The organism is Streptomyces sp. NPDC024632 (assembly GCF_055559175.1).
Genome location: NZ_JBVHLD010000013.1, coordinates 66,182 through 89,382, shown reverse-complemented (window position 1 = coordinate 89,382; position 23,201 = coordinate 66,182). Strand labels below are relative to the sequence as shown.

The window sequence follows — 23,201 nt, the reverse complement described above, 5'->3', positions numbered from 1 at the left end:
GTCCCCCGCGGGCGCACGACACGCGCGAAGCGGCCGGCCGCGGTCCCTGAGGTTCGGGACCGCGGCCGGCCGCTTTCGTCGTCGCGCCGTCACCGGACGGCCGGTCTCCGGGTCAGCCGGAGACGCCGCGGCCCAGCTCCCAGAACTGCGTGGTGGTCGAGGAGTTGAGCGCCCACTCGACACCGGTGATGTCGGGGCGCGACGCGATGTACTGCTTGCCCTGCCACAGCGGCAGCATCGGCACGTCCTGCGCGATGAGGTTCTGCGCGGTCGCGAAGTCGGCGCTGGCGGTGCTGCGTTCGGCCTGCTTGCGGGTGGCGGGCAGGATCTGGTCCTGGATCTGCTTGTTCTTGTACGGCAGGTTCAGGAAGTTGTCCTTGTCGAAGAACGGCGCGATGTAGTTGTCGGGGTCCGGGAAGTCCGGGAGCCAACTGATCGCGAAGATCTGGTAGGCGCGGGAGGACGCCTTGGACAGGAAGGCGTTCCACTGCTCGCTCTTGGCCGTGACGGTGAACAGGCCGCTGGCGTTGAGCTGCCGGGCGATCTCCTCGGCCTCCGGCTGGTTCATCGTGCCGCCGGTGTCACGGCGGTAGTTGATGGTCAGCTCGACCTTGTCGTCGATGCCCGCGTGGTGCAGCAGCGACTTGGCGTTGCTGACGCTCGGCACCTGGTACTTGTTGAAGAACGAGTTGATGTGACCGGTGATGCCCTGCGGCACGACCGAGTACAGCGGCTCGGCGGTGCGCTTGTAGACGTCACGGGTGATCGCCTGGCGGTCCAGGACCCATGCCATGGCCTGCCGGACCGCGACGTCCTTGAGGTTCGGCGAGTCGGTGTTGAGGAACAGGTAGCGCGCCTCGCCGCCGGGGGCCTCGGTCAGCTTCACGTTCGGGTCGGTGCTCTGGAGCAGGTTGTTGATCTGGTCCGGGTTCAGCGTGCGCGACATCACGTCGATGCTGCCGGCCTTGAGCGCCGCCTCCATCTTCTTGGAGTCGGCGAACAGCTTCAGGTCGACCTTGCTGTTGTTGAGCTTGAGGATGCCGCCGTAGTGCGAGTTCTTGGAGAACACGCCCTGCTTGGCCTGGACGAAGGAGTCCAGCGTGTACGGTCCCGAGCCGACCAGCTTGAAGCCGGTGTACGGCTTGTCCATCTCGTAGACCCGGCTGTCGACGATCGCGGCGGCCGGGGTGGCGAGCTTGGCCGGGAAGGTGGCGTCGGCGGCCTTCAGGTGGAAGATCACGGTCTTGGAGTCGGGCGCCTCGACGGACTTCACGTCCGATATGAGGGACGCCGGGCCGACCTTGTAGTTGATCTTCTGCATGCGCTCGATGGAGAACTTGACGTCCTCCGCCGTGAGGTCGTGGCCGTTGGAGAACTTCTGGCCGTCGCGCATCGTGCAGGTGTACGTCAGCCCGGACGTGTCGTTGTAGTGGCACTCCTTCGCCGCGTCCGGGGTCGGGGTGGTGCTGCCACGCGGGTAGGTGAGCAGCATCTGGAACGTGTTGTAGAAGATGTTCCAGGTCGCGCTGTCGTAGGAGGTCGCCGGGTCGAGGGGGGCCGGGTTGTCCTTGGTCAGCTCGATACTGTCCGTGGTGCCGACGACGATGGCTTTGCCGCTGTCGCCGCTCCCCCCGCCGGTACCGCCGCACCCAGCGATCAGGGGTGTCATGACGCCCAGCAGGGCGGGCAGCACCAGAAGCTTGCGGTTCATCGTCGTCGTTCTCCTCTTGTTCCCGCTCATGTTCCCTGGGCGCTCGCGGCGTGCTGGTGCAGGTGGCAGGCGACTTGCACGCCGGTCTTCGGAATCAGGTTGAGGCGCGGATCGCGTGGCGGGGCGAACTCCACCACGACCCGGCCGCTTTCGGCACGCATCGTGACCACTCCGCGCCAGAAGGGCTCACGCGGTTCGGCCGCCGATGCTTCCTCGCGCAGACGCCGGAGGTATTCCAGCACATCCTCGGCCGTGTGGCTTCTTCCGGGGGCGATCGATACGTGGCCGAGCCCTGGAGCGGACAGTGAATCGAGGTCCGCGAACAGCGCCTTCTCCGCGGTGCTGTCCTGCGGGGGCAGCTCCAGCCAGCGGCGTTCCAGCAGGGCGCGCAGGTCGCGGGCCTCCCAGCCGCACTCGGCGACCGCGACCGGGCAGCGCGGGTGAAAGGCGCAGCCCAGGGGCGGTGCGGCGGCGTCCGGGATCTCGCCGCGCGGCAGTTCGCGCTCCACGGCCAGCCGCGGGTCGGGCTCCGGGATGGCCGCGAGCAGGGCCTTGGTGTAGGGGTGCTGCGGGTCGGCGAAGACCTGTGCGGTCGGGCCGTACTCGACTATCCGGCCGAGATACATGATGGCGATGGTGTCACAGAAGAACTTCGCGCTCGCCAGGTCGTGGGTGACGTAGACGTACGTGAGGTCCAGGTCGCGCTTGAGGTCCAGCATGAGCTGGAGGATCTTGGCGCGGACGCTCATGTCGAGCATCGAGATGGGTTCGTCGGCGACCAGCAGTTCCGGCTCGGCGATGATCGCGCGGGCCAGTACGGCGCGCTGCTTCTGGCCGCCGGACAGGTCGGCGGGGAACTTGGAGAGGTAGCGCTCGGGCGGGGTGAGGCCGACGCGCTCCAGCGCGTCGGTGACCCTGGCGTCGTACTCCTGCTCGCTGTCGACGAGTCGGTGGATGCGCAGCGGGTGGCCGACGGCGGTGCGGATGTCCATCGCCGGGTTGAGGGAGGCGTGCGGGTCCTGGAAGACCATCTGGAGCTTGCGGCGCAGGGGGCGCAGCGCGCGTTCGCCGAGGCCGCCGATCTCCTGGCCGCGGTAGCGGATGGAGCCGCCGGTGGCCTTGTTCAGGCCGATCAGGGTGCGGCCGAGGGTGGTCTTGCCCGAGCCGGACTCGCCGACCAGGCCGAGCACCTCGCCCTTGCGCAGGGTGAGGCTCACGCCGTCGACGGCCTTGACCGCGCCGGCCGCCCGGCCGCCGAAGCGTCCCAGCAGGCTGCCGCGCAGGCCGAAGTGGACTTCGAGGTCGTCGACCTCGACGAGCGCCTCCGCGCCGTCCCCGGCGGCGCCGCCGGAGGGCATCACATCAGGCTTCGTCAGCAACGCTGATCTCCTTCACCGCGGCGAGCGGCTCGCGCCCGCCCGTTCCCAACTCGTCGGCCAGCGAGGGATCGGCCTCGATGGCCTGGTGCCAGCAGGCGCTGCGCACGCCGGAGGGCAGCGTCACCTCGGGCGGCTCCGCCGTCGCGCATCCCGCCATCGCCACCGGGCAGCGCGGATGGAACCGGCAGCCTTCCGGCGGTCGCACCAGATCCGGCGGACTGCCGGGGATGTAGTGCAGTCCCGTGGTGGACAGGGAGATGGTCGAGCGGAGCAGTTCCTTGGTGTACGGGTGCTGCGGGTCGGCGAACACCGCGCGGGCATCGCCCTGTTCGACGATGTGGCCGGCGTACATCACCGCGACCCGGTCGCACGCTTCGGCGACGATACCGAGATTGTGCGTGATCAGCACCAGTGAGGTGTCGAAGTTCTTCCTGAGGTCGGCGAGGATCTTGATGATCTGCGCCTCGACCAGGACGTCGAGGGCCGTGGTGGGCTCGTCGGCGACGATGAACGCGGGCCGCAGCACCAGCGCGAGCGCGATCATGATGCGCTGCCGCATGCCGCCGGAGAACTCGTGCGGGTAGTTCTCGTAGCGACTCTCGGGGATGCCCATGCCGCGCAGCGCCTCCAGGGCGCGCGCCTTCACCTCGCGCTTGGGGAGGTCCTTGTGGTGGGTGCGCAGGGCCTCCTCGAAGTGCTGGGAGATCCGCATGAGGGGGTTGAGCCGGGTCATCGGCTCCTGGAAGATCAGGCCGAGTTCCGGGCCGCGCAGCTTCTGGATCTCGCGGTCGGACAGTTCGGTGAGGTTGCGGCCCGCGCCGCCCTCGCTGTTCAGCACGACCTCGCCGTCGACCGCGGCGGCGGCCGGGGTGAGGCCGAGGACGCCGCGGCCGAGGGTGGACTTGCCGCAGCCGGACTCGCCGACCAGGCCGAGGGTCTCGCCGGGGCGTACGTCGAAGCTGACGCCGTCCACGGCGCGGACCGGGCCGCGGTCGGTGCCGTACCAGACGCGCAGGTCGCGTACGGACAGGACGGGTCCGGCGGGTGCGGGCCCGGCGGGGACGGGTTCGGTCACGGTGGTCACTTGGCGGCCGTCCCTTCGGGGGTGATGACGGTGCGGCGGCGGGTGTGCGGCGGGAGCAGCACCTTGGAGATCCGGCGGCGGCGCATGGTCGGGTTGAGGACGTCGTTGAGTCCCTCGCCGAGCAGGGTGAAGCCGAGGATCGCGATGACCATGGCCAGGCCCGGGTAGAGGCAGGTCCACCACATGCCCGCGTTGACGTCGTCGATGGCGCGGGAGAGGTCGTAGCCCCACTCGGCGGCGTCGGTGGGCTGGATGCCCAGGCCCAGGAAGCCGAGGCCGGCCAGGGTGGCGATGGCGTCGGCGGCGTTCATCGTGGTGATGACGGGCACCGACTGGATGACGTTGCCGAAGAGGTACTTGCGGATGACGACGGACGGTTTGGCGCCCATCGCGCGGGCGGCCTCGACGAAGGTCGCCTCGCGGGCGGAGAGCGCGGAGGCGCGGACCACCCGGAAGTACTGCGGGATGTAGACCACGGTGATCGACAGGGCGGCGGTGATGATGCTGCCGCCCGCGATCCCGGCGAAGACGAATCCGGCGACGATCGCCAGCAGCAGGTAGGGGAACGCGAAGAGCGCGTCCATCACGAGCACCAGGATGCGGTCGAGCCAGCCGCCGAAGTAGCCGGAGAGCAGGCCCAGCAGGACGCCGATGATCAGCGAGAACACCACGGCGAGCACCATCACCTCCAGCGCGGTGCGGGCGCCGTAGATGGTGCGCGAGAGCACGTCGAGGCTCTGCACGGTGGTGCCGAACCAGTGGTCGCCGTCGGGCGCGCCCTGCTTGGGGAAGCGGGTGCCGCCGGACTGGTACGTGTCGAAGTCGTACGGCGCGATCAGCGGGCCGAAGACGGCCATGATCACGAAGAGCGCGGAGATCAGGGCGCCGGTCCAGAGCATGAACCGCGGTACGCCGCGGGCCTCGCGGATCGCCGCCCAGATCCGCCGCAGCCCGCCGAAGCGGGTCGACCTGGGGGCGGGCAGCTGTGCCTGCGGGGCCTCGGTGGCCGGGCCGGGGGGCATGGGGGTTGTCTGGGCCATCAGTACCGCACCCTCGGGTCGATCAGCGCGTTCACGAAGTCGATCAGCATGCTGATCACGACGACGACCAGGGCGAAGACGGTGACGATGCCCTGGACGGCGACGTAGTCGCGCTGGTTGATGTAGTCGATCAACTGGCGGCCGATGCCGGGCCAGTTGAAGATCTGTTCGGTGAGCACCGCGCCGCCGAGCAGCATGGCGACCTGGAGGCCGAGGACCGTGATCACCGGCACCAGGGCGTTGCGGAAGCCGTGCCGCGCCACGACGTGGCGTTCCTTGACGCCGCGGGCGCGGGCGGCCTCGATGTAGTCGCCCTGGAGCGACTGGATGAGGTTGATCCTGATCATCCGGATGAAGACGCCGACCACGAGCAGGCCGAGGCAGACCGACGGCAGGATCAGGTGCTGGGTGATGTCGCCGACCGCGTCCCAGTCGCCGGCCAGCACCGCGTCCACGATGAGGATGTGCGTCTGGGTGGGCACGTTGAGCTGCACCAGCGGGGAGGCCTGGCCGGAGGTGGAGCCGAAGGCGAGCATCAGCAGCGGCGCGGTGACGAAGACGGGCGCGGCGTAGCTGACGGTGCTGAAGAGCCGACTGGTGACGTCGACCGCGCGGTCCCGGTAGCGGCCGGCGAGCAGGCCGACGGGGATGCCGATGACGGCGGCGAAGACCAGGGCGCCCGCGGTGAGGGTGAGGGTGGCGCCGCCGTTCTCGACGATGATGTCCCGCACGCTGCGGCGGTCGGAGAACGTGGTGCCGAAGTTCAGGGTGCCGACGGACTTCAGGTAGTCCCAGAACTGCTGGTAGATGGGGGCGTCGAAGCCCGCCGCGTGGCGTCTGGCGGCGAGTTCGGCCGCGCTCAGCTTGCCGCCCTGCGAGGCCGAGATGGGGTCGCCCGGCGCCACCCGCATCATGACGAAGACCAGGACCAGCAGGATGAGGACCATGGGCACGGCGAGCGCGATCCTGGTGAGGACGTAGCGGCGCAGCGACCCGGACTGCTTGCTCGTGTTGCTCAACTGAGTGTGTCTTTCTTCAGGAACAGAACAGGCTCAGGTACGGCTCAGGTACGGGCTGGGGTGCGGGCTGGCGAACAGCCGCGGCGGCCGGTCCGCGGGGGCGTCACCCCCGCGGACCGGCCGTCCGTCACTTGGAGCCGAGCTCGTAGAACCGGAACATCGTCGGGTCGAGCGCCTTGTCGGCGCCGGTCACGCCGTCACGGATGACCACGGTCTGCTTGCCCTGCCAGAGCGGGATGATCGGGACGTCGTCGGCGACGATCTTCTGGATGTCGGCGAACGCCTGGTCGCGCACCTTGGCGTCGTCGGTGCCCTGCTCCTTGACCAGGAGCTGCTGGATCTCCGGGTTGTCGTAGCCGGTGCCGAGGAAGGGCTGCTTGCCCAGGAACGGCGAGACGTCGTTGTCGGCGTCCGGCAGGTCGGGGAACCAGCCGATCATGTACGAGGCGTACGTGTCGGACTTCTCGTCCTTCTGGTACTGCTGCCACTCGGTGGAGCTGAGCTTCACCTTGAACAGGCCGGTGGCCTCCAGTTGCCGCTTGATCGCGGTGGCCTCGTCGGCCGCCGCGGCGCCGTAGTGGCTGGGGGTCCAGGCGTACGCGATGTCGACGGGGGCGGTGATGCCCGCGTCCTTGAGTATCGCGGCGGCCTTGGCCTTGTCCGGGGCGCCGTACTTGTCCTTGAAGGCCTCGGTGTGGCCCTGGATGCCGTTGCCGACCATGGAGTAGAGCGGGGCCACGGTGCCGTCGTAGGCGTCCTTGGCGATGCCCTCGCGGTCGATGACCTGGGCGACGGCCTGGCGGACCGCCTTCTGGTCGGACGGCTTGACCTTGGCGTCGAAGACCAGGTAGCGCTTCTCGGTGCCGGTGCCGTCGAGCACCTGGATGCCGGAGGTCTTCTTCAGGTCCGCGGTGTCGGTGGGCGACAGGGTGCGGAAGGCCGCGTTGACCGTGCCGTCCTTGACGGCCTGCTTGAGCGCGGACGCCTCGGAGAAGTACTGGAGCACGAACTGGCCGTTGTTGAGCTTGGCCGGGCCCTTGTAGGTCTTGCTGGCCAGGAACGACGCCTGCTGCTTGGGCGTGTACTTGTCCAGCGTGTACGGACCCGAGCCGATGATCTTCGAGCCGTCGAGGAGCTTGTCCTTCGGGAAGGTCTTCTCGTCGACGATCGCGCCCGCGTCGGTGGCGAGCACCGAGGGGAAGGTCGAGTCGGCGTTCTTCAGGTGGAAGACCACCTGGTCGTCGCCCTTGGCCTCGGTGCTGTCCAGGCTGGCGAGCAGGCTGGACGGGCCGTTGGGCGCCGCGATGCCGACCATGCGGTCGAACGAGAACTTCACCGACGCGGCGGTGAGCTTGTCGCCGTTGGAGAACACCAGCCCCGGCTGGAGCGTGCAGGCGTACGTCTTCGGGTCGGTGAAGGCGCACGACTTGGCCGCGTCCGGTTCCGGCGTGGTGCCGCCGGTCGGGAAGTGCATGACCTTCTGGTAGACGCTGTCGATGACCTCCCAGGAGCCGTAGTCGTACGCTCCCGCGGGGTCGAGTGACGACACCGAGTCGATGGTTCCGACGATCACGGCGCCTTTTCCGCCACCGGCCGACGAGTTGTCCTTCTTGCCACCACACGCGGACGCACCGACGGCCAGGAAGGCCACGGCGGCTGCGGCGACGACACGCTTGTTACGTGACATCCAGTGAATCCCCTTGCTCAAATGCCGGTCGTTCGATTCGGCATTGACCAGCAGGGACACTAGCCGGAGGGACCTACTCCGCTAGAGCACGGCGAAGTTGAGGCGGAATTACATACCGATAACGGGGCTCGGAGCACCGATAAACGGACGGCGGTACGATCCCTCCCCGGTCGGAACATTGCGGACATTCGGCCGCGCCGCACGTCCCGATCTGCGGATCTCATCCAGGCAGGACAGCGCGGTGTCGACCTCCCCGCGCGTGACATAGATCACCAGGGGCCGGATTCCGACCTGTGAGACGCCTCTGGACGGTTCCTATTCAGCAAATACGCTCAGTGAACGCGCGCATTCAAAGCGCGCAGGAAAGGCACGCTCAGCTCTTCGAGCGAACCGACGACCGTACGCCCTGGAGCGGCCTCGACGGGCACCAGCGAGGGCACCGCGACCACCCGGCAGCCCGCCGCCTCGGCGGACGCCACACCGGTCAGGGTGTCCTCGACGACCACACAGGCGGCCGGGTCCGCGCCCAGCCGGGCGGCGGCGGTCAGATACGGCTCGGGGTGCGGCTTGGTGCGGCTCACCTCGTCCCCCGCGACGGTGAAGGCGAAGTTCTCCGCGCCCAGCGTGCGCAGCATCACATCGATGGTCCGCCGGTGCGAGGCGGACACCAAGGCGGTCGGGACGCCGTACGCGGCCAGCTCGGTGAGCAGCCTGCGGGCGCCGGGCATCAGCGGCGCGCCCCGGGCGATCAGCTTCTCGAAGCGGATGTTGACCGCCAGCATCAGCTCGGCCAGCGTCGCGTCCGCGCCGGTGGCGGTGATCAGGTGCCCCACGCTGCGGGTCATCGGGCCGCCGATCACCACCTCGCGGTGCGCCTCGTCCAGCACGTGCCCGAGGTCCGCGAAGACCTCACTCTCCGCCGCCCACCAGATGCCCTCGGTGTCCACCAAGGTGCCGTCCATGTCGAGGAGCACCGCCTGGAGGGCGGGGCCTTGCGCCATACGGGTGTCGGCGACAGGGATGCTGCTGGTCATACGCCCCACTCCTCGGCTCGCGCGGTTCCCGGTGCCGGTCGCGCCGGCCCGTCCCGTTTCCGGGGGACACAAAGGCCGGTCGCCGCGTCCCGCGGACGGGAAGGCGACCGGCCTGCGCCGGACCGTCAAGTGTACGACTCGCTGGTGAGCCGCGCTCAACGCGCGTTGAAGTACTTGGCCTCCGGGTGGTGAATGATGATCGCGTCGGTGGACTGCTCGGGGTGCAGCTGGAACTCCTCCGACAGCTCCACGCCGATCCTGCCCGGCTCCAGCAGGTCCGCGATCTTCGCCCGGTCCTCCAGGTCGGGGCAGGCCCCGTAGCCCAGCGAGAAGCGCGCGCCGCGGTACTTCAGCGCGAACATGTCCTCGACCTCGTCCGGGTCCTCGCCGGCGAAGCCCAGCTCCGAGCGGACCCGCGCGTGCCAGTACTCCGCGAGTGCCTCCGCGAGCTGCACGGACAGGCCGTGCAGCTCCAGGTAGTCCCGGTAGGAGTCGGTCGCGAACAGCTCGTTGGCCGCCTCGGAGACCCGGTTGCCGACGGTGACGACCTGGAAGCCCACCACGTCGGTCTCACCGGACTCCTCGGGCCGGAAGAAGTCCGCGAGGCAGAGCTGCCGCCCCCTGCGCTGGCGGGGGAAGGTGAAGCGGGTCCGCTCGGTGCCGTCCTCGCGCAGCACGATCAGGTCGTCGCCCTTGGACACGCACGGGAAGTAGCCGTAGGTCACGGCGGCCTCCAGCAGGCCCTCCGACTGCATCCTGGTCAGCAGCCCGCGCAGCCGGGGCCGGCCCTCGGACTCCACCAGCTCCTCGTACGTCGGACCGGTCGAGCGGGCCTGCTTCAGGCCCCACTGGCCCTTGAACAGGGCGCCCTCGTCCAGCCAGGACGCGTAGTCGGCGAGCTGGATGCCCTTGACGACCCGGCTGCCCCAGAACGGCGGGGTGGGGACGGGGTTGTCGACCGCGACGTCGGAGCGGATCTGGCCGAGGTTGACCGCCTTGTCCGGTCCGTCCGGCTCCGGCTGCTCGCGCTTGGGCACCCGGCGCTGCTTCAGCTCCGGCAGCGCCGCGCCCGGCACGCCGCGCTTGACGCCGATCAGCGCGTCCATCAGCCGCAGGCCCTCGAACGCGTCGCGGGCGTAGCGGACCTCGCCCTCGTAGATCTCGTGCAGGTCCTGCTCCACATAGGCGCGGGTCAGGGCGGCGCCGCCGAGGATCACCGGGAAGTCGGCGGACAGGCCGCGCTGGTTCAGCTCCTCCAGGTTCTCCTTCATGATCACCGTGGACTTCACCAGCAGGCCCGACATGCCGATCACATCGGCGCGGTGCTCCTGCGCGGCGTCCAGGATCGCCGAGACCGGCTGCTTGATGCCGAGGTTGACGACGTTGTAGCCGTTGTTGGACAAGATGATGTCGACCAGGTTCTTGCCGATGTCGTGGACGTCGCCGCGCACGGTGGCCAGCACGATGGTGCCCTTGCCCTCGTCGTCCGACTTCTCCATGTGCGGCTCCAGATACGCCACCGCGGTCTTCATCACCTCGGCGGACTGGAGCACGAACGGAAGCTGCATCTGGCCCGAGCCGAACAGCTCGCCGACCACCTTCATGCCCGCGAGCAGCGTCTCGTTGACGATGTCCAGGGCGGGCCGCTCGGCCAGCGCCTCGTCCAGGTCGGCGGACAGGCCGTTCTTCTCGCCGTCGATGATCCGGCGCTGGAGCCGCTCGTCCAGCGGCAGCGCCAGCAGTTCCTCGGCGCGGCTGGCCTTCAGCGACTTGTTGTCGACGCCGTCGAACAGCTCCATCAGGCGTTGCAGCGGGTCGTAGCCCTCGCGCCGCCGGTCGTGGATCAGGTCGAGCGCGACCTCGCGCTGCTCCTCGGGGATGCGGGCGATCGGCAGGATCTTGGAGGCGTGCACGATCGCCGAGTCCAGGCCCGCCTTGACGCACTCGTCGAGGAAGACCGAGTTGAGCACCACGCGCGCGGCCGGGTTGAGGCCGAAGGAGATGTTCGACAGGCCGAGGGTGGTCTGCACGTCGGGGTGGCGGCGCTTCAGCTCGCGGATCGCCTCGACGGTGGCGACGCCGTCCTTGCGGGACTCCTCCTGGCCGGTACAGATGGTGAAGGTCAGGCAGTCGATCAGGATGTCCGACTCGTTGATGCCGTAGTTGCCGGTCAGGTCGTCGATCAGCCGCTCGGCGATCCCGACCTTCTTCTCGACGGTACGGGCCTGGCCCTCCTCGTCGATGGTGAGCGCGATCAGCGCGGCGCCGTGCTCCTGGGCGAGCGCGGTCACCTTGGCGAACCGGGACTCGGGGCCGTCGCCGTCCTCGTAGTTGACCGAGTTGAGCACCGCCCGGCCGCCCAGCTTCTCCAGTCCCGCCCGCAGGACGTCCACCTCGGTGGAGTCGAGCACGATCGGCAGGGTGGAGGCGGTGGCGAAGCGCCCGGCGACCTCGGCCATGTCGGCGACGCCGTCCCGGCCCACGTAGTCCACGCACAGGTCGAGCAGGTGGGCGCCCTCCCGGATCTGGTCGCGGGCCATCTCCACGCAGTCCTCCCAGCGGCCCTCCAGCATCGCGTCGCGGAACTTGCGGGAGCCGTTGGCGTTGGTGCGCTCGCCGATCGCCAGGTACGAGCTGTCCTGGCGGAAGGGGACCGTCTGGTAGAGGGAGGCGGCGCCCGCCTCGGGGCGCGGCCTGCGCGGGTGCAGGTCCTGCCCGCCGACCCGCTCCACGAGCTGCCGCAGGTGCTCGGGCGTGGTGCCGCAGCAGCCGCCGACCAGGGACAGGCCGTACTCGCGGGCGAACGTCTCGTGCGCGTCGGCCAGTTCTGAGGCCGTGAGCGGGTAGTGCGCGCCGTCCTTGGTGAGCACCGGCAGGCCCGCGTTGGGCATGGCGGACAGCGGGATACGCGAGTGCCGGGCGAGATAGCGCAGGTGCTCGCTCATCTCGGCCGGTCCGGTCGCGCAGTTGAGGCCGATCATGTCGATGCCGAGGGGTTCGAGCGCGGTGAGCGCCGCGCCGATCTCCGAGCCGAGCAGCATGGTGCCGGTGGTCTCCACGGTCACCGAACAGATCAGCGGCAAGCTCACCCCGGCCGACGCCATCGCGCGGTGGGCCGCGATCACGGCCGCCTTGGTCTGGAGCAGGTCCTGGGTGGTCTCGATGATCAGCGCGTCGGCGCCGCCCGCGATCAGCCCCGCCGCGTTGGCCTCGTAGCCGTCGCGCAGTACGCCGTACGGGGCGTGGCCGAGCGTCGGCAGCTTGGTGCCGGGGCCCATCGAGCCGAGCACCCAGCGCGGGCGGCCGTCGGCGGCGAAGCCGTCGGCGACCTCGCGGGCCAGGCGGGCGCCGGCCTGCGACAGTTCGTGGATCCGCTCGGGGATGTCGTACTCGCCGAGCGCGGAGTGGTTGGCGCCGAAGGTGTTGGTCTCGACGCAGTCCACGCCGACCGAGAAGTACGCCTCGTGGACCGAGCGCACGATGTCGGGGCGGGTGATGTTCAGGATCTCGTTGCAGCCTTCGAGCTGCTGGAAGTCGTCGAGCGTCGGCTCCTGCGCCTGGAGCATGGTGCCCATGGCGCCGTCGGCGACGACCACGCGGGAGGCGAGCGCCTCGCGGAGGGCGGCGGCGCGGGGTGCGTCCATCGGCGACGCGGTCGGGGAGGTACGCGTCGGCGCCGCGTTCGTCCCCGATGGGGAGGAACCGGACGTACCAGACGTAGGGGACGACGGAGAAAGCGAGGCCATGGAACGTGCTCCCTGGGATGCGACGGCTGTCGGCTATGCGTTCCCCGTCGGGGCCGACGGATCGGAGGGCGGCGGGACGCGCACCCGGCCAGCCTAGCGGGCCGCACCGTCCGGGCTCGAAGGCATTCCGATGGGCGGACCGTGGTGCCAGAATCATCTCTGAGATGATGACGGTCGACATTGTCGACCGCTGATCATGACACCCCCCTCTGCTTGGAGTGCCGCCGATGCCAGGTCCCATCCAGTCACTGGAACGCGCGGCGGCGATTTTGCGGCTGCTGGCCGGCGGTGAGCGCCGACTGGGACTCACCGACGTGGCCTCGTCGCTCGGCCTGGCCAAGGGCACCGCGCACGGCATCCTGCGCACCCTCCAGCAGGAGGGCTTCGTCGAACAGGAGCCGGTCTCCGGCAAGTACCAGCTCGGCGCGGAGCTGCTGCGGCTGGGCAACAGCTATCTGGACGTGCACGAATTGCGGGCCCGCGCGCTGGTGTGGACCGACGACCTGGCCAGGTCAAGCGGCGAGGCGGCGTATCTCGGGGTGCTGCACCAGGACGGCGTGCTGATCGTGCACCACGTCTTCCGGCCGGACGACAGCCGCCAGGCGCTGGAGGTGGGCGCGATGCACCCGCTGCACAGCACCGCGCTCGGCAAGGTGCTGTCCGCCTTCGACCCGGTGGCGCACAACGAGGTGACCGAGCACGAGCGGGCGACGCTCACCGCGCGCACCGTCACCGACATCACCGACTTCGAGGCGCTGCTGGACCTCACCAGGGCGCGCGGCTGGGCCGCCGACCTGGAGGAGACATGGGAGGGCGTGGCCTCGGTCGCGGCGCCCGTCTACGACCGGCGGCGGATGCCGGTGGGCGCGGTGGGCATCACCGGCGCCGTGGAACGGGTCTGCGACGAGGGCGGCATCCAGGCCCGGCTGGTGGCGGCGGTACGGGACTGCGCCCGCGCCGTCTCCCGCGATCTGGGCGCCGCCCGCTTCTGATCCGCCCCGCCCGTATCCGGCCCTCGACGACGCGCCCGCGCGGCCTTCTTCCGCGGTTCACCGTCCACTCCTCTTGACCTGCCGCTCCCGGAGAGAAAATATTCGCTGTACGGTCGACATTGTCGAACGCCGGACGCGATTCGGGTCGCCCGTGCCCTGACGTAAAGACACTTGGACAAAGGAGTCGCTGTGTCCAACGGCCATATCTTCATCGGCGAGACCTTCGGCACCGCCGTGCTCATCCTGCTCGGTGGCGGCGTCTGCGCCGCCGTCACGCTCAAGAAGTCGAAGGCCCGGGGAGCGGGCTGGGTCGCCATCTCCTTCGGCTGGGGATTCGCGGTGCTCGGCGGCGCCTACATCGCCAACGGCTACTCGGGCGGCCAGCTCAACCCGGCGGTCACCCTCGGCGTGGCGATCAAGACCGGTGTGTGGCACACCGTGCCCTTCTACCTGATGGGGCAGTTGCTCGGCGCGATGATCGGCGCCTTCCTGGTGTGGGTGGCCTACCTGGGCCAGTTCCAGGCGCACTTGACCGACCCCGAGATCGTCGGCGGGGGCACGACCTCCCCCGAGGGCCCGGAGACCGACCGCAAGGGGCAGCCCGCGGGACCCGTGCTCGGCATCTTCTCCACCGGACCCGAGATACGGAACCCGGTGCAGAACCTCCTCACCGAGGTCATCGGCACCGCCGTCCTGGTGCTCTTCATCCTCACCCAGGGCATGACGACCGGACTCGCGCTCAACGGCACCGGCATCCTGCTCACCGCGCTCCTCGTCGTCGGTATCGGCCTGTCGCTCGGCGGCCCCACCGGGTACGCGATCAACCCGTTCCGCGACCTCGGCCCGCGTATCGTGCACAGCCTTCTGCCGCTGCCCAACAAGGGCGGCTCGGACTGGAGCTACGCGTGGATCCCGGTGCTGGGCCCGCTGGCCGGCGCCGCGATAGCCGGCGGCCTGTACAAGCTCGCCTTCACGTAGGGCCGCCGCGAGACCGCCACGCCCACTCCCCCGCAGCCACTTCCCCCGCGCAGATCCCGAGGAGCACCACGTGACCGACACCACCGCCGCCGCCGGCACCCACTCGCACGGCACCGGCCCGTTCATCGCCGCGATCGACCAGGGCACCACGTCGAGCCGCTGCATCGTCTTCGACCGGGACGGCCGGATCGTCGCCGTCGACCAGAAGGAACACGAGCAGATCTTCCCCAAGCCGGGCTGGGTGGAGCACGACGCCGCCGAGATCTGGACCAATGTCCAGGAGGTGGTCGAGGGCGCCATCGCCAAGGCCGCCCAGGACAACGAGGGCTTCAGCGCCGCCGACGTCAAGGCGATCGGCATCACCAACCAGCGCGAGACCACCCTGCTGTGGGACAAGAACACCGGTGAGCCGGTGCACAACGCGCTGGTCTGGCAGGACACCCGCACCGACGTGCTCTGCCGCGAGCTGGGCCGCAACGTCGGCCAGGACCGCTTCCGGCGCGAGACCGGCCTGCCGCTCGCCTCGTACTTCGCCGGGCCCAAGATCCGCTGGCTGCTGGACAACGTCGAGGGCCTGCGCGAGCGCGCCGAGCGCGGCGAGATCCTCTTCGGCACCATGGACTCCTGGGTGATCTGGAACCTCACCGGCGGTGTCGACGGCGGCCGGCACGTCACCGACGTCACCAACGCCTCCCGCACCCTGCTGATGAACCTGCGCACCCTGGACTGGGACCACAAGATCCTGGAGTCGATCGGCGTACCCGCCGCCGTACTGCCGGAGATCCGTTCCTCCGCCGAGGTGTACGGCAGCACGGTCGGCGGCGTGCTGGACGGCGTGCCGGTGGCCTCCGCGCTCGGCGACCAGCAGGCGGCGCTGTTCGGGCAGACCTGCTTCGCCGAGGGTGAGGCCAAGTCCACCTACGGCACCGGCACCTTCATGCTGATGAACACCGGTGAGACCCCGGTCAACTCCTACAACGGCCTGATCACCACCGTCGGCTACCGGATCGGCGACGAAGCGCCGGTCTACGCGCTGGAGGGCTCGATCGCCGTCACCGGCGCGCTGGTGCAGTGGATGCGCGACCAGATGGGGCTGATCAGCACCGCCGCCGAGATCGAGACGCTGGCCTCGTCCGTCGAGGACAACGGCGGCGCCTACTTCGTACCGGCCTTCTCCGGCCTGTTCGCCCCCTACTGGCGCGACGACGCGCGCGGGGTGATCGCCGGGCTGACCCGTTACGTCACCAAGGCGCACATCGCGCGCGCCGTGCTGGAGGCGACGGCCTGGCAGACGCGGGAGATCGCCGACGCCATGACCAAGGACTCCGGCGTCGAACTGGCCGCCCTCAAGGTCGACGGCGGCATGACCTCCAACAACCTGCTCATGCAGACCCTGGCCGACTTCCTGGACGCGCCCGTGGTGCGCCCGATGGTCGCCGAGACCACCTGCCTGGGCGCGGCCTACGCGGCCGGTCTCGCGGTCGGCTTCTGGCCCGACACCGAGGCACTGCGGGCCAACTGGCGGCGCGCCGCCGAGTGGACCCCGCGCATGGACGCGGCCCAACGGGACCGCGAGTACAAGAGCTGGCTCAAGGCCGTGCAGGCCACGATGGGCTGGCTCGAAGAGAGCACCGCAGAGGAGCACTGATTCACCCCATGACCACCTCGCAGCGCGTTCCCGCCCTGGGTTCGCATCCGACCGCAGGCGCCAACCCCGGCAGGGCCGAGACCCGGGATCTGCTCGGCCGTGCCACGTACGACCTGCTGGTGATCGGCGGTGGCATCCTCGGCATCACCACCGCCTGGCACGCCGCGCAGTCGGGGCTGCGGGTGGCCATGGTGGACGCCGGTGACTTCGCCGGGGCCACCTCCTCCGCCTCCTCCAAGCTGCTCCACGGCGGCCTGCGCTACCTCCAGACCGGCGCGGTGAAGCTGGTGGCGGAGAACCACCTGGAGCGGCGCGCGGTCTCCCGTGACATCGCGCCGCACCTGGCCAACCCCCTCACCTTCTATCTGCCGGTCTACAAGGGCGGCCCGCACGGCGCGGCCAAGCTCGGCGCGGGCGTCTTCGCGTACTCGGCGCTGTCCGCCTTCCGCGACGGCGTCGGCCATGTGATCAGCCCGGCCAAGGCCGCGCGAGACGTGCCCGAGCTGCGGACCGACAATCTGCGCGCGGTCGCCGTCTACGAGGACGGGCAGATGAACGACGCCCGGATGGCGCTGATGACGGTACGGGCCGCGGTCGACGCGGGCGCGACCGTGCTCAACCACGCCGAGGTCACCGGGCTGCGCTTCACGCGGGGCCGGGTCACGGGCGCCGATCTGCGCGACCGCGTGGACGGCACCGAATTCGGGGTCGACGCGCGGCTGGTGCTCAACGCCACCGGGCCGTGGGTGGACCACCTGCGGCGGATGGAGGACCCGGCCGCGGCGCCGTCGATCCGGCTGTCCAAGGGCGCGCACCTGGTGCTCAAGCGGCACTCGCCGTGGCGGGCGGCGCTGGCCACCCCGATCGACAAGTACCGCATCACCTTCGCCCTGCCCTGGGAGGACATGCTGCTGCTCGGCACCACGGACGAGGTGTACGAGGGCGATCCGGCCGATGTGCGGGTCACCGAGGCCGACATCGCGCAGATCCTGGACGAGGCGGCCTTCTCCGTCCGCGACCAGCAGCTCTCCCGCGACCTGATCACGTACTCCTTCGCGGGTCTGCGGGTGCTGCCCGGCGGTCCCGGTGACACCTCGAAGGCCAAGCGGGAGACGGTCGTCACCGAGGGGACCGGCGGGATGCTGTCGGTGGCGGGCGGCAAGTGGACCACCTTCCGGCACATCGGCCGCACGGTGATGACCAAGCTGGCCGAGCTGCCCGGGCATCCGCTGTCCGACGACATGGAGCCGATGTCGTCGCTGCCGCGCCGGGCCCCGCTGCCCGGTTTCGCCAGCCCCGACGCGGTCGCCCACCGGCTGCTGATCGACGGCGACGCGCCGGGACCGCGCATGGCGGCCGACACCGCCAGGCACCTGGCCACCCACTACGGCTCGCTGGCCTTCGACATCGCGCGGCTGGCCAACGAGGACCCGGAGCTGGCCCGGCGCGTGCACCCGGACGCCCCGGAGATCTGGGCCCAGGTCGTCTACGCCCGCGACCACGAGTGGGCGCAGGACGCGGACGACGTGCTGCGGCGGCGGACGACGCTGACCATCCGCGGTCTCGACACGCCGGAGGTGCGGGAAGGGGTCGAGCGGGTGCTTCGCCGGGACTAGGAAGTGGGGGCCGCCGTCCCTGCGGGCGGTTCCGTCGCGGCGGCCTCGGCCGTCCCGGCGGGCTGGGCCGTCCCGGCGGGCTGGGCCGTCCCGGCGGGCTGGGCCGTCTCGGCGGTCAGGCGGTCGAGTTCGGCGAACAGGGCGGTCGGGGCGGGGCGGCCGGTCCTGGGCAGCAGGGTCAGCCAGCGGTCGCGGCCCTCGTGCCAGAGGCTCACGGGGTTGGCCTCTGCCACGGCCGCGATCGTACGGGCGGGCAGCTCGGCCTCCGCGGCGCGCGACGGCGTCAGCCAGTGCGCGGTGCTGTCCTCGGCGAGCCGGGCCATCCACAGCACATGGCGGGCCGCGTGCCAGAGCGCGTCCCGCGCGCGCAGGTGCTCGCCGCGCGCGGTGACGTGCAGCGCGAGCACCAGCCAGTTGGCGAACCGGCCGCACAGGTCGGCGATCTCGTCGGGCGCCGCGGGGAGCACGGGGTGCTCGGGCACCGCTTCGAGCACGGGCGTCAGCAGCCCTTCGCGGTCGACGACCACCATCCGCTCGACGGCGGCGCCGCGCGCGGGCCAGGTGGCGACTGTCGGGATTTCGTCGGTGGTCGCGAAGTGGAATTCGCCGCGCACCGGGCCCGGGAAGAGCACGACATGGCTGCCGAATTCGTTGAGCAGCACCAGATTGGCCGGGGCGATCTCCCGGCACCACTGCTCGGGGTCCACTTCCGCGCGCCGCTCCGGGTCGAAGAAGAGCCAGAATTCGACGTCGCTGTGGGCGTCGCCCTCCCCCGCGGCGAAGGAGCCGTACATCAGTGCCGCGCCGAGGCGTCCGTCGGCGCGGCACATGTCCCGTACCCGGGCGATGAGGTCGTGCTGGATCATGCCGCCCAGTATGGGTCGCGGCCGGACAGGGCGACAGCGGTTTCGAAGTCGGTGGCACCGGCGGGCGGTGCGACCGGTTCCGCGAAGCCCTTGTACTGCCGGAACATCTCGGCCTGCTCGCGCACGACGGCCAGCAGCAGGGCGCCGGACTTCTCGTCGGCCCTGAACTCCTGCCCGGTGGCCTTGGCGACGTCCCAGCCGTGCAGCAGCAGCTCCATGAAGAGCATTCCGGCGATGTCCTTCGCGGGCATCGCCATGCCGCCCATGTCCAGCTCGCCCTCCCAGGCGGCCGGGTCGGCCCAGGCGTCCGCGGCCCGGTCGAGCTGCCGCGCGTAGGCGGCGGCCCAGCCGGGCTCCGCGGTGAAGTCGCGCTCGCCGAGGTCGGCGGGGTGCGGCTCCTTGCGGGCGCGCAGCTCCATGCCGAGGCCGGTGTACGCGACCCAGTGGTTGATCAGGGTGCGGGTGTCGTAGTCGGGACAGGGCGTGGGGCCGGTGAGCTGGTCGTCGGTGATCCCGGCGGCGACCCGGGCGGCCTCCGCGGCACTGTCGGCGATCTGTGCGTGGAAGTTCATGCCCTCGACGCTAGGCGCGACCGGGGACGGCGGTCTTGAAGAAACGCGACACCCGGCCCGTGTCGCGTGGCCGCGCCGTTGCCGGTGCCCGCGCGTGCCCGCGCGTGCCCGCGCCGTTGTCGGTGGCCGCGTTTACAGTGACGGGCATGAGCGGGCACGGGCTGGGGCGCGGGGTGCTGAGGCCGGAGGCGACGGGCGGGCGCGTCGAAGTACGGCGGCAGCAGCCGCGGCCCGCGCTGGCGACTCTGGTCGACTTCTACTGGAATCCGCGCTGGGACCTGCGGGGGCGGCCGGACCACGAGCAGAAGGTGCTCGCCCACCCCAATGTCCATCTGGTCTTCGAGGCCCCTGAGCCACTGGTGTACGGGGTGCAGCGGGGGGTGTTCAGCCGTGTGCTGCACGGGCGCGACCAGGTGTTCGGGGTGAAATTCCGGCCGGGCGCCTTCCGGCCGTTCATCGACGGGCCGGTGGCGGAGCTGGCCGACCGCGCGGTGCCCGCGGCCGGTCTGCTGGGCGGCCCGGCCGGGGCCGTCGAGGCGCTGAGCCGGGAGATCCTGGCGCTGGACGACCTGGCGGCGATGACGGCGCTGGCCGAGGAGTATCTGCTGGAGCTGCTGCCCGGCACCCGGCAGGACCCGGTGGTGGCCGAGGTGGCGGACCTGGTCGAGAGAATCGAGAGGGGTGTCCCCCCGGTCGATGAGCGCGGGAGGATCACCGCCGGCCCGCAGTTCTTCCGGGTGGACGAGCTGGCCCGCGAGCTGGACCTGCCCGTACGGCGGCTCCAGCGGCTCTTCGCGGAGTACGTGGGGGCGAGCCCCAAGTGGGTGCTGCGCCGGGCCCGGCTGCACGAGGCCGCGGCCCGCGCGGACGGCGGCGCCGACATCGACTGGGCCGCGCTCGCCGCCGACCTGGGCTATGCCGACCAGGCGCACCTGACCCGTGACTTCACCGCGGCGGTCGGCGCGCCGCCGAGCCGGTACGCGAGCCGCTGAGCCCGTACGGGGGGGGCGGTTCGGCCGGTACGCGGGCGGCTGTGCCCGGTTCCGGCCGTTGTTAGGCGTTCCGGCGCGCCGGGCCCATAATGGGGCCTCATACATCGGAGGTCTGGCGGCGGCGGGACCTGAACAGGGGAGGCGCTGATGGCGGTCACCGACGAGGCCATCGAGAGGATCAAGGAGATGATCGTCTCCGGGGCGCTGCGTCCGGGCGACCGGCTCCCCAAGGAGAGCGAACTCGCGGCCGAGCTGGGGCTGTCCCGCAACTCCCTGCGTGAGGCCGTCCGCGCCCTCTCCCTGATCCGCATCCTCGACGTCCGCCAGGGCGACGGCACCTACGTCACCAGCCTCGACCCGCAGCTCCTGCTCGAAGCTCTCAGTTTCGTCGTGGACTTCCACCGCGACGACACCGTGCTCGAATTCCTCGCGGTCCGCCGCATCCTGGAACCCGCCGCCACCGCGATGGCCGCCGTCCGCATCTCCGTCGAGGAGCTGGACGCCCTCGAAGGCAAGCTGGACGCGCTCGGCCCGCAGCCGTCCGTCGAGGAACTGGTCGCCTCCGACCTGGAGTTCCACCGCGGCATCGTCCAGGGCTCGGGCAACTCCGTGCTCTGCTCGCTGCTCGACGGTCTGTCAGGACCCACCACCCGCGCGCGCGTCTGGCGCGGCATCACCCAGGTCGACGCCGTCAGCCGCACGCTGCACGAGCACCGGGCCATTCTCACCGCCCTGCGCGACCGCGACGCCGAGGCTGCCCGTTCGTGGGCGACGGTGCATGTCGCCAGCGTGGAGCAGTGGCTTCGCTCAACGCTTTAACCCTCCGGGCGGGGTGGGGAGGGCGCGAGCCCTGTGCGTTCGCCCTCCGCGGGGCCTCGCTTTCCGCCCCTAGAACTCGGCCTGCCGCCCCGGCGAACGAACCGTCCGGGGCCACGCCCCCGGGAGCAGGCGCTGCACTGGCTCATGGACCCGCCGGGGGCAGGTTCAGGGCGTAGAGGCGAGCGGCGTTGCGGCCGAGGACGGCGTCGCGGGCGGCGGGGGTGAGAGGGGAGAGGGCCGCCTCGGCGAGGGCGACGACGGAGGAGTAATCGGCGGCGAGGGTGCACACGGGCCAGTCGGAGCCGAAGAGGAGCCGGTCGGGCCCGAAGGCGGCCAGGAGATGGCGGGCGTAGGGCAGCACGTCGGCGACGCGCCACCGGTGCCAGTCGGCCTCCGTGACGAGCCCGGAGAGCTTGCACCAGACGTTCGGCAGCGCCGACAGCTCGGTCATGGAGGCGGCCCACGGCTCCCAGCCTCCGCCGCCGACCGGCGGCTTGGCGCCGTGGTCGAGGACGAACCGCACCTCGGGCAGCGCCCGCACCGTGTCGATGGCGACGGGGAGCTGGTCGACGGTGACGAGCAGGTCGTAGACGAGCCCCGCGGCGCCGACGGCGGCGAGGCCGGACCTGACGTCGGCGCGCGCCAGCCATCCGGGGTCGGCCTCGTCCTGGACCTGGTGCCGTATGCCGACCAGGGGTCCGAGGGCGGCCAACGCGCCCAGGGTGCCGGGGAGTTCGGGCGAGGTGAGGTCGGCCCAGCCGACGACCCCCGCGACCCGGCCACCGGAGTCGCGGGCGAGGGCGAGGAGTTCGCGGGTCTCGTCGAGCGAGGAGCTGGACTGGACGAGCACGGTGGCGTCGATCCCGTGCGCGTCCAGCAGCGGAAGGAGTTCCGCGAGGCGGAACGTCCGGGCGATGGGGTCGAGTTCAGCCCCGGTCAGCCACGGCTGGGGGCGCCTTTCGAGGTCCCACAGATGGTGGTGGGCGTCGATCCGCATCCGGTCAGGCCCCCTCGGCGGGAGCCCTGAGCGGCAGCGGCGCGTCCTTGTCCAGCAGCCCGCGGGCGACCAGAGCGTGCCAGAGCGCGTCCGGGATGTCGTACGAGAACAGCTCCGCGTTGTCGCGCACCTCGGCGGCGTTGGCGGCGCCCACCACGGCCGAGACCACCGAGGGGTGCGCGAAGGGGTAGCGCAGCGCGGCGGCGCGCGCCGGGACGTCGAACTCGGCGCAGACGGCGGCGATGTGCTGCGCGCGGGCCAGGATCTCCGGTGGCGCTTCGACGTAGTTGTAGTGCGCGCCGGGTCGCGGGTCGGCCAGCAGGCCCGAGTTGTAGACGCCGCCCACGACGACCTTCGTACCGCGCCGTTCGCAGGCCGGCAGCAGGTCGTCCAGCGCGGTGCGTTCCAGCAGCGTCCAGCGGCCCGCGCACAGCACGACGTCGACATCGAGGTCCGCGACGAGGCGGGCGAGGATGTCGCTGTAGTTCATGCCGAAGCCGATGGCCTTGACCACGCCCTGGTCGCGCAGGTCGGCCAGGGCGGCGAAGCCGGTGTCGTAGATCTCCGGCAGGTGGTCCTCGGGGTCGTGCAGATAGACGATGTCGACGGCGTCCACGCCGAGCCGTTCCAGGGAACCCTCCAGCGTGGCGCGGATGCCGTCGGCGGTGTAGTCCCACTCCCGCGCGCGGGCCGGGGAGTCGGTGAAGCCCTGGCCGTCCGGGGCCTCGCCCGGCCGCAGGTCGCGCAGCCTGCGGCCGACCTTGGTGGAGAGCACGTACGTGGAGCGGTCTCGTCCGGCCAGCGCCCGGCCGAGCCGTTCCTCGGAGCGGCCGAGACCGTAGTGCGGCGCCGTGTCGAGGTACACGGGCCCCGCGGCCCCCGTCTCGAAGGCGGCGGCCACGGTGGCCTCGGCCTCCTCCTCGGTGACGGCGCGGTAGAGGTTGCCCAGCGGCGCGCAGCCGAGGCCGAGCCGGGGCAGTACCGGTACGGGCATGGTGACGTTCTCTCCCTCGGGTATCCG

At 70.9% G+C, this 23,201-nt stretch carries 18 protein-coding genes; 6 read left to right on the top strand and 12 right to left on the bottom strand.

What is annotated here, in order from left to right; genetic code table 11:
- Nucleotides 1–112 precede the first annotated feature (112 nt).
- The 8 genes from ACZ37P_RS26030 to metH all read right to left on the bottom strand — a co-directional run bounded on the left by ACZ37P_RS26030 (nucleotide 113) and on the right by metH (nucleotide 12,598).
- Nucleotides 113–1,711 (bottom strand): ABC transporter substrate-binding protein, encoded by a 1,599-nt coding sequence (locus tag ACZ37P_RS26030; RefSeq protein WP_355333012.1) that lies wholly within the window; start codon nucleotides 1,709–1,711, stop codon nucleotides 113–115.
- 26 nt (nucleotides 1,712–1,737) lie between these two features.
- Nucleotides 1,738–3,090 (bottom strand): oligopeptide/dipeptide ABC transporter ATP-binding protein, encoded by a 1,353-nt coding sequence (locus tag ACZ37P_RS26025; protein ID WP_401721140.1) that lies wholly within the window; start codon nucleotides 3,088–3,090, stop codon nucleotides 1,738–1,740.
- On the bottom strand, nucleotides 3,074–4,174 hold the full coding sequence (locus ACZ37P_RS26020; RefSeq protein WP_355333017.1) for an ABC transporter ATP-binding protein: 1,101 nt from the start codon (nucleotides 4,172–4,174) through the stop codon (nucleotides 3,074–3,076). Before ACZ37P_RS26020 ends, ACZ37P_RS26025 begins: the two co-directional genes overlap by 17 nt.
- Nucleotides 4,171–5,214, bottom strand: a complete 1,044-nt coding sequence (locus ACZ37P_RS26015) for an ABC transporter permease (protein ID WP_391046222.1) — start codon at nucleotides 5,212–5,214, stop codon at nucleotides 4,171–4,173. The genes ACZ37P_RS26020 and ACZ37P_RS26015 overlap by 4 nt, the downstream gene beginning before the upstream one ends.
- Entirely contained in the window at nucleotides 5,214–6,233 is a 1,020-nt protein-coding gene (locus ACZ37P_RS26010) for an ABC transporter permease (RefSeq protein ID WP_355333022.1), read from the bottom strand. The genes ACZ37P_RS26015 and ACZ37P_RS26010 overlap by 1 nt, the downstream gene beginning before the upstream one ends.
- Before the next feature lie 127 nt (nucleotides 6,234–6,360).
- Nucleotides 6,361–7,920 (bottom strand): ABC transporter substrate-binding protein, encoded by a 1,560-nt coding sequence (locus tag ACZ37P_RS26005; RefSeq protein WP_355333024.1) that lies wholly within the window; start codon nucleotides 7,918–7,920, stop codon nucleotides 6,361–6,363.
- A 332-nt stretch (nucleotides 7,921–8,252) separates the two neighbouring features.
- On the bottom strand, nucleotides 8,253–8,954 hold the full coding sequence (locus tag ACZ37P_RS26000) for an HAD family hydrolase (RefSeq protein ID WP_391048241.1): 702 nt from the start codon (nucleotides 8,952–8,954) through the stop codon (nucleotides 8,253–8,255).
- Between the two features lie 155 nt (nucleotides 8,955–9,109).
- Nucleotides 9,110–12,598 carry a methionine synthase gene (metH, locus tag ACZ37P_RS25995; RefSeq protein ID WP_355333029.1) on the bottom strand — a complete coding sequence of 1,163 codons (3,489 nt, stop codon included), beginning with the start codon at nucleotides 12,596–12,598 and terminating at the stop codon, nucleotides 9,110–9,112.
- 329 nt (nucleotides 12,599–12,927) lie between these two features.
- On the opposite strand from metH, the gene ACZ37P_RS25990 reads away from it, so the two are divergent.
- The 4 genes from ACZ37P_RS25990 (at nucleotide 12,928) to ACZ37P_RS25975 (ending at nucleotide 17,934) form a co-directional block, all read left to right on the top strand.
- Nucleotides 12,928–13,692 carry an IclR family transcriptional regulator gene (locus ACZ37P_RS25990; protein WP_355333031.1) on the top strand — a complete coding sequence of 255 codons (765 nt, stop codon included), beginning with the start codon at nucleotides 12,928–12,930 and terminating at the stop codon, nucleotides 13,690–13,692.
- Between the two features lie 189 nt (nucleotides 13,693–13,881).
- On the top strand, nucleotides 13,882–14,670 hold the full coding sequence (locus tag ACZ37P_RS25985) for an MIP/aquaporin family protein (protein WP_401306738.1): 789 nt from the start codon (nucleotides 13,882–13,884) through the stop codon (nucleotides 14,668–14,670).
- A 70-nt stretch (nucleotides 14,671–14,740) separates the two neighbouring features.
- Nucleotides 14,741–16,318: a glycerol kinase GlpK gene (gene glpK, locus ACZ37P_RS25980; RefSeq protein ID WP_402713058.1), complete on the top strand. Its 1,578-nt coding sequence runs from the start codon at nucleotides 14,741–14,743 to the stop codon at nucleotides 16,316–16,318.
- A gap of 8 nt (nucleotides 16,319–16,326) precedes the next feature.
- Entirely contained in the window at nucleotides 16,327–17,934 is a 1,608-nt protein-coding gene (locus ACZ37P_RS25975) for a glycerol-3-phosphate dehydrogenase/oxidase (RefSeq protein ID WP_355333038.1), read from the top strand.
- On the opposite strand, the gene ACZ37P_RS25970 is transcribed toward ACZ37P_RS25975, so the two are convergent.
- Nucleotides 17,931–18,800, bottom strand: a complete 870-nt coding sequence (locus tag ACZ37P_RS25970; protein WP_467348867.1) for a hypothetical protein — start codon at nucleotides 18,798–18,800, stop codon at nucleotides 17,931–17,933. The two genes, ACZ37P_RS25975 and ACZ37P_RS25970, sit on opposite strands and share 4 nt — an antisense overlap.
- Nucleotides 18,797–19,372 (bottom strand): TIGR03086 family metal-binding protein, encoded by a 576-nt coding sequence (locus tag ACZ37P_RS25965; protein WP_391161069.1) that lies wholly within the window; start codon nucleotides 19,370–19,372, stop codon nucleotides 18,797–18,799. The genes ACZ37P_RS25970 and ACZ37P_RS25965 overlap by 4 nt, the downstream gene beginning before the upstream one ends.
- A 146-nt stretch (nucleotides 19,373–19,518) precedes the next feature.
- On the opposite strand from ACZ37P_RS25965, the gene ACZ37P_RS25960 reads away from it, so the two are divergent.
- Together ACZ37P_RS25960 and ACZ37P_RS25955 are read left to right on the top strand one after the other, a co-directional pair.
- A complete protein-coding gene (locus tag ACZ37P_RS25960; protein WP_467348865.1) occupies nucleotides 19,519–20,364 on the top strand; it encodes an AraC family transcriptional regulator in 846 nt (281 codons plus the stop codon).
- 147 nt (nucleotides 20,365–20,511) lie between these two features.
- A complete protein-coding gene (locus ACZ37P_RS25955) occupies nucleotides 20,512–21,183 on the top strand; it encodes a FadR/GntR family transcriptional regulator (protein ID WP_355333046.1) in 672 nt (223 codons plus the stop codon).
- Between the two features lie 142 nt (nucleotides 21,184–21,325).
- Here ACZ37P_RS25955 and ACZ37P_RS25950 read toward each other — a convergent pair whose 3' ends face one another.
- Both ACZ37P_RS25950 and ACZ37P_RS25945 read right to left on the bottom strand, forming a co-directional pair.
- Nucleotides 21,326–22,180: an amidohydrolase family protein gene (locus ACZ37P_RS25950; RefSeq protein ID WP_467348863.1), complete on the bottom strand. Its 855-nt coding sequence runs from the start codon at nucleotides 22,178–22,180 to the stop codon at nucleotides 21,326–21,328.
- A gap of 4 nt (nucleotides 22,181–22,184) precedes the next feature.
- Nucleotides 22,185–23,174 (bottom strand): aldo/keto reductase, encoded by a 990-nt coding sequence (locus ACZ37P_RS25945; RefSeq protein ID WP_467348862.1) that lies wholly within the window; start codon nucleotides 23,172–23,174, stop codon nucleotides 22,185–22,187.
- Nucleotides 23,175–23,201: the final 27 nt, after the last annotated feature.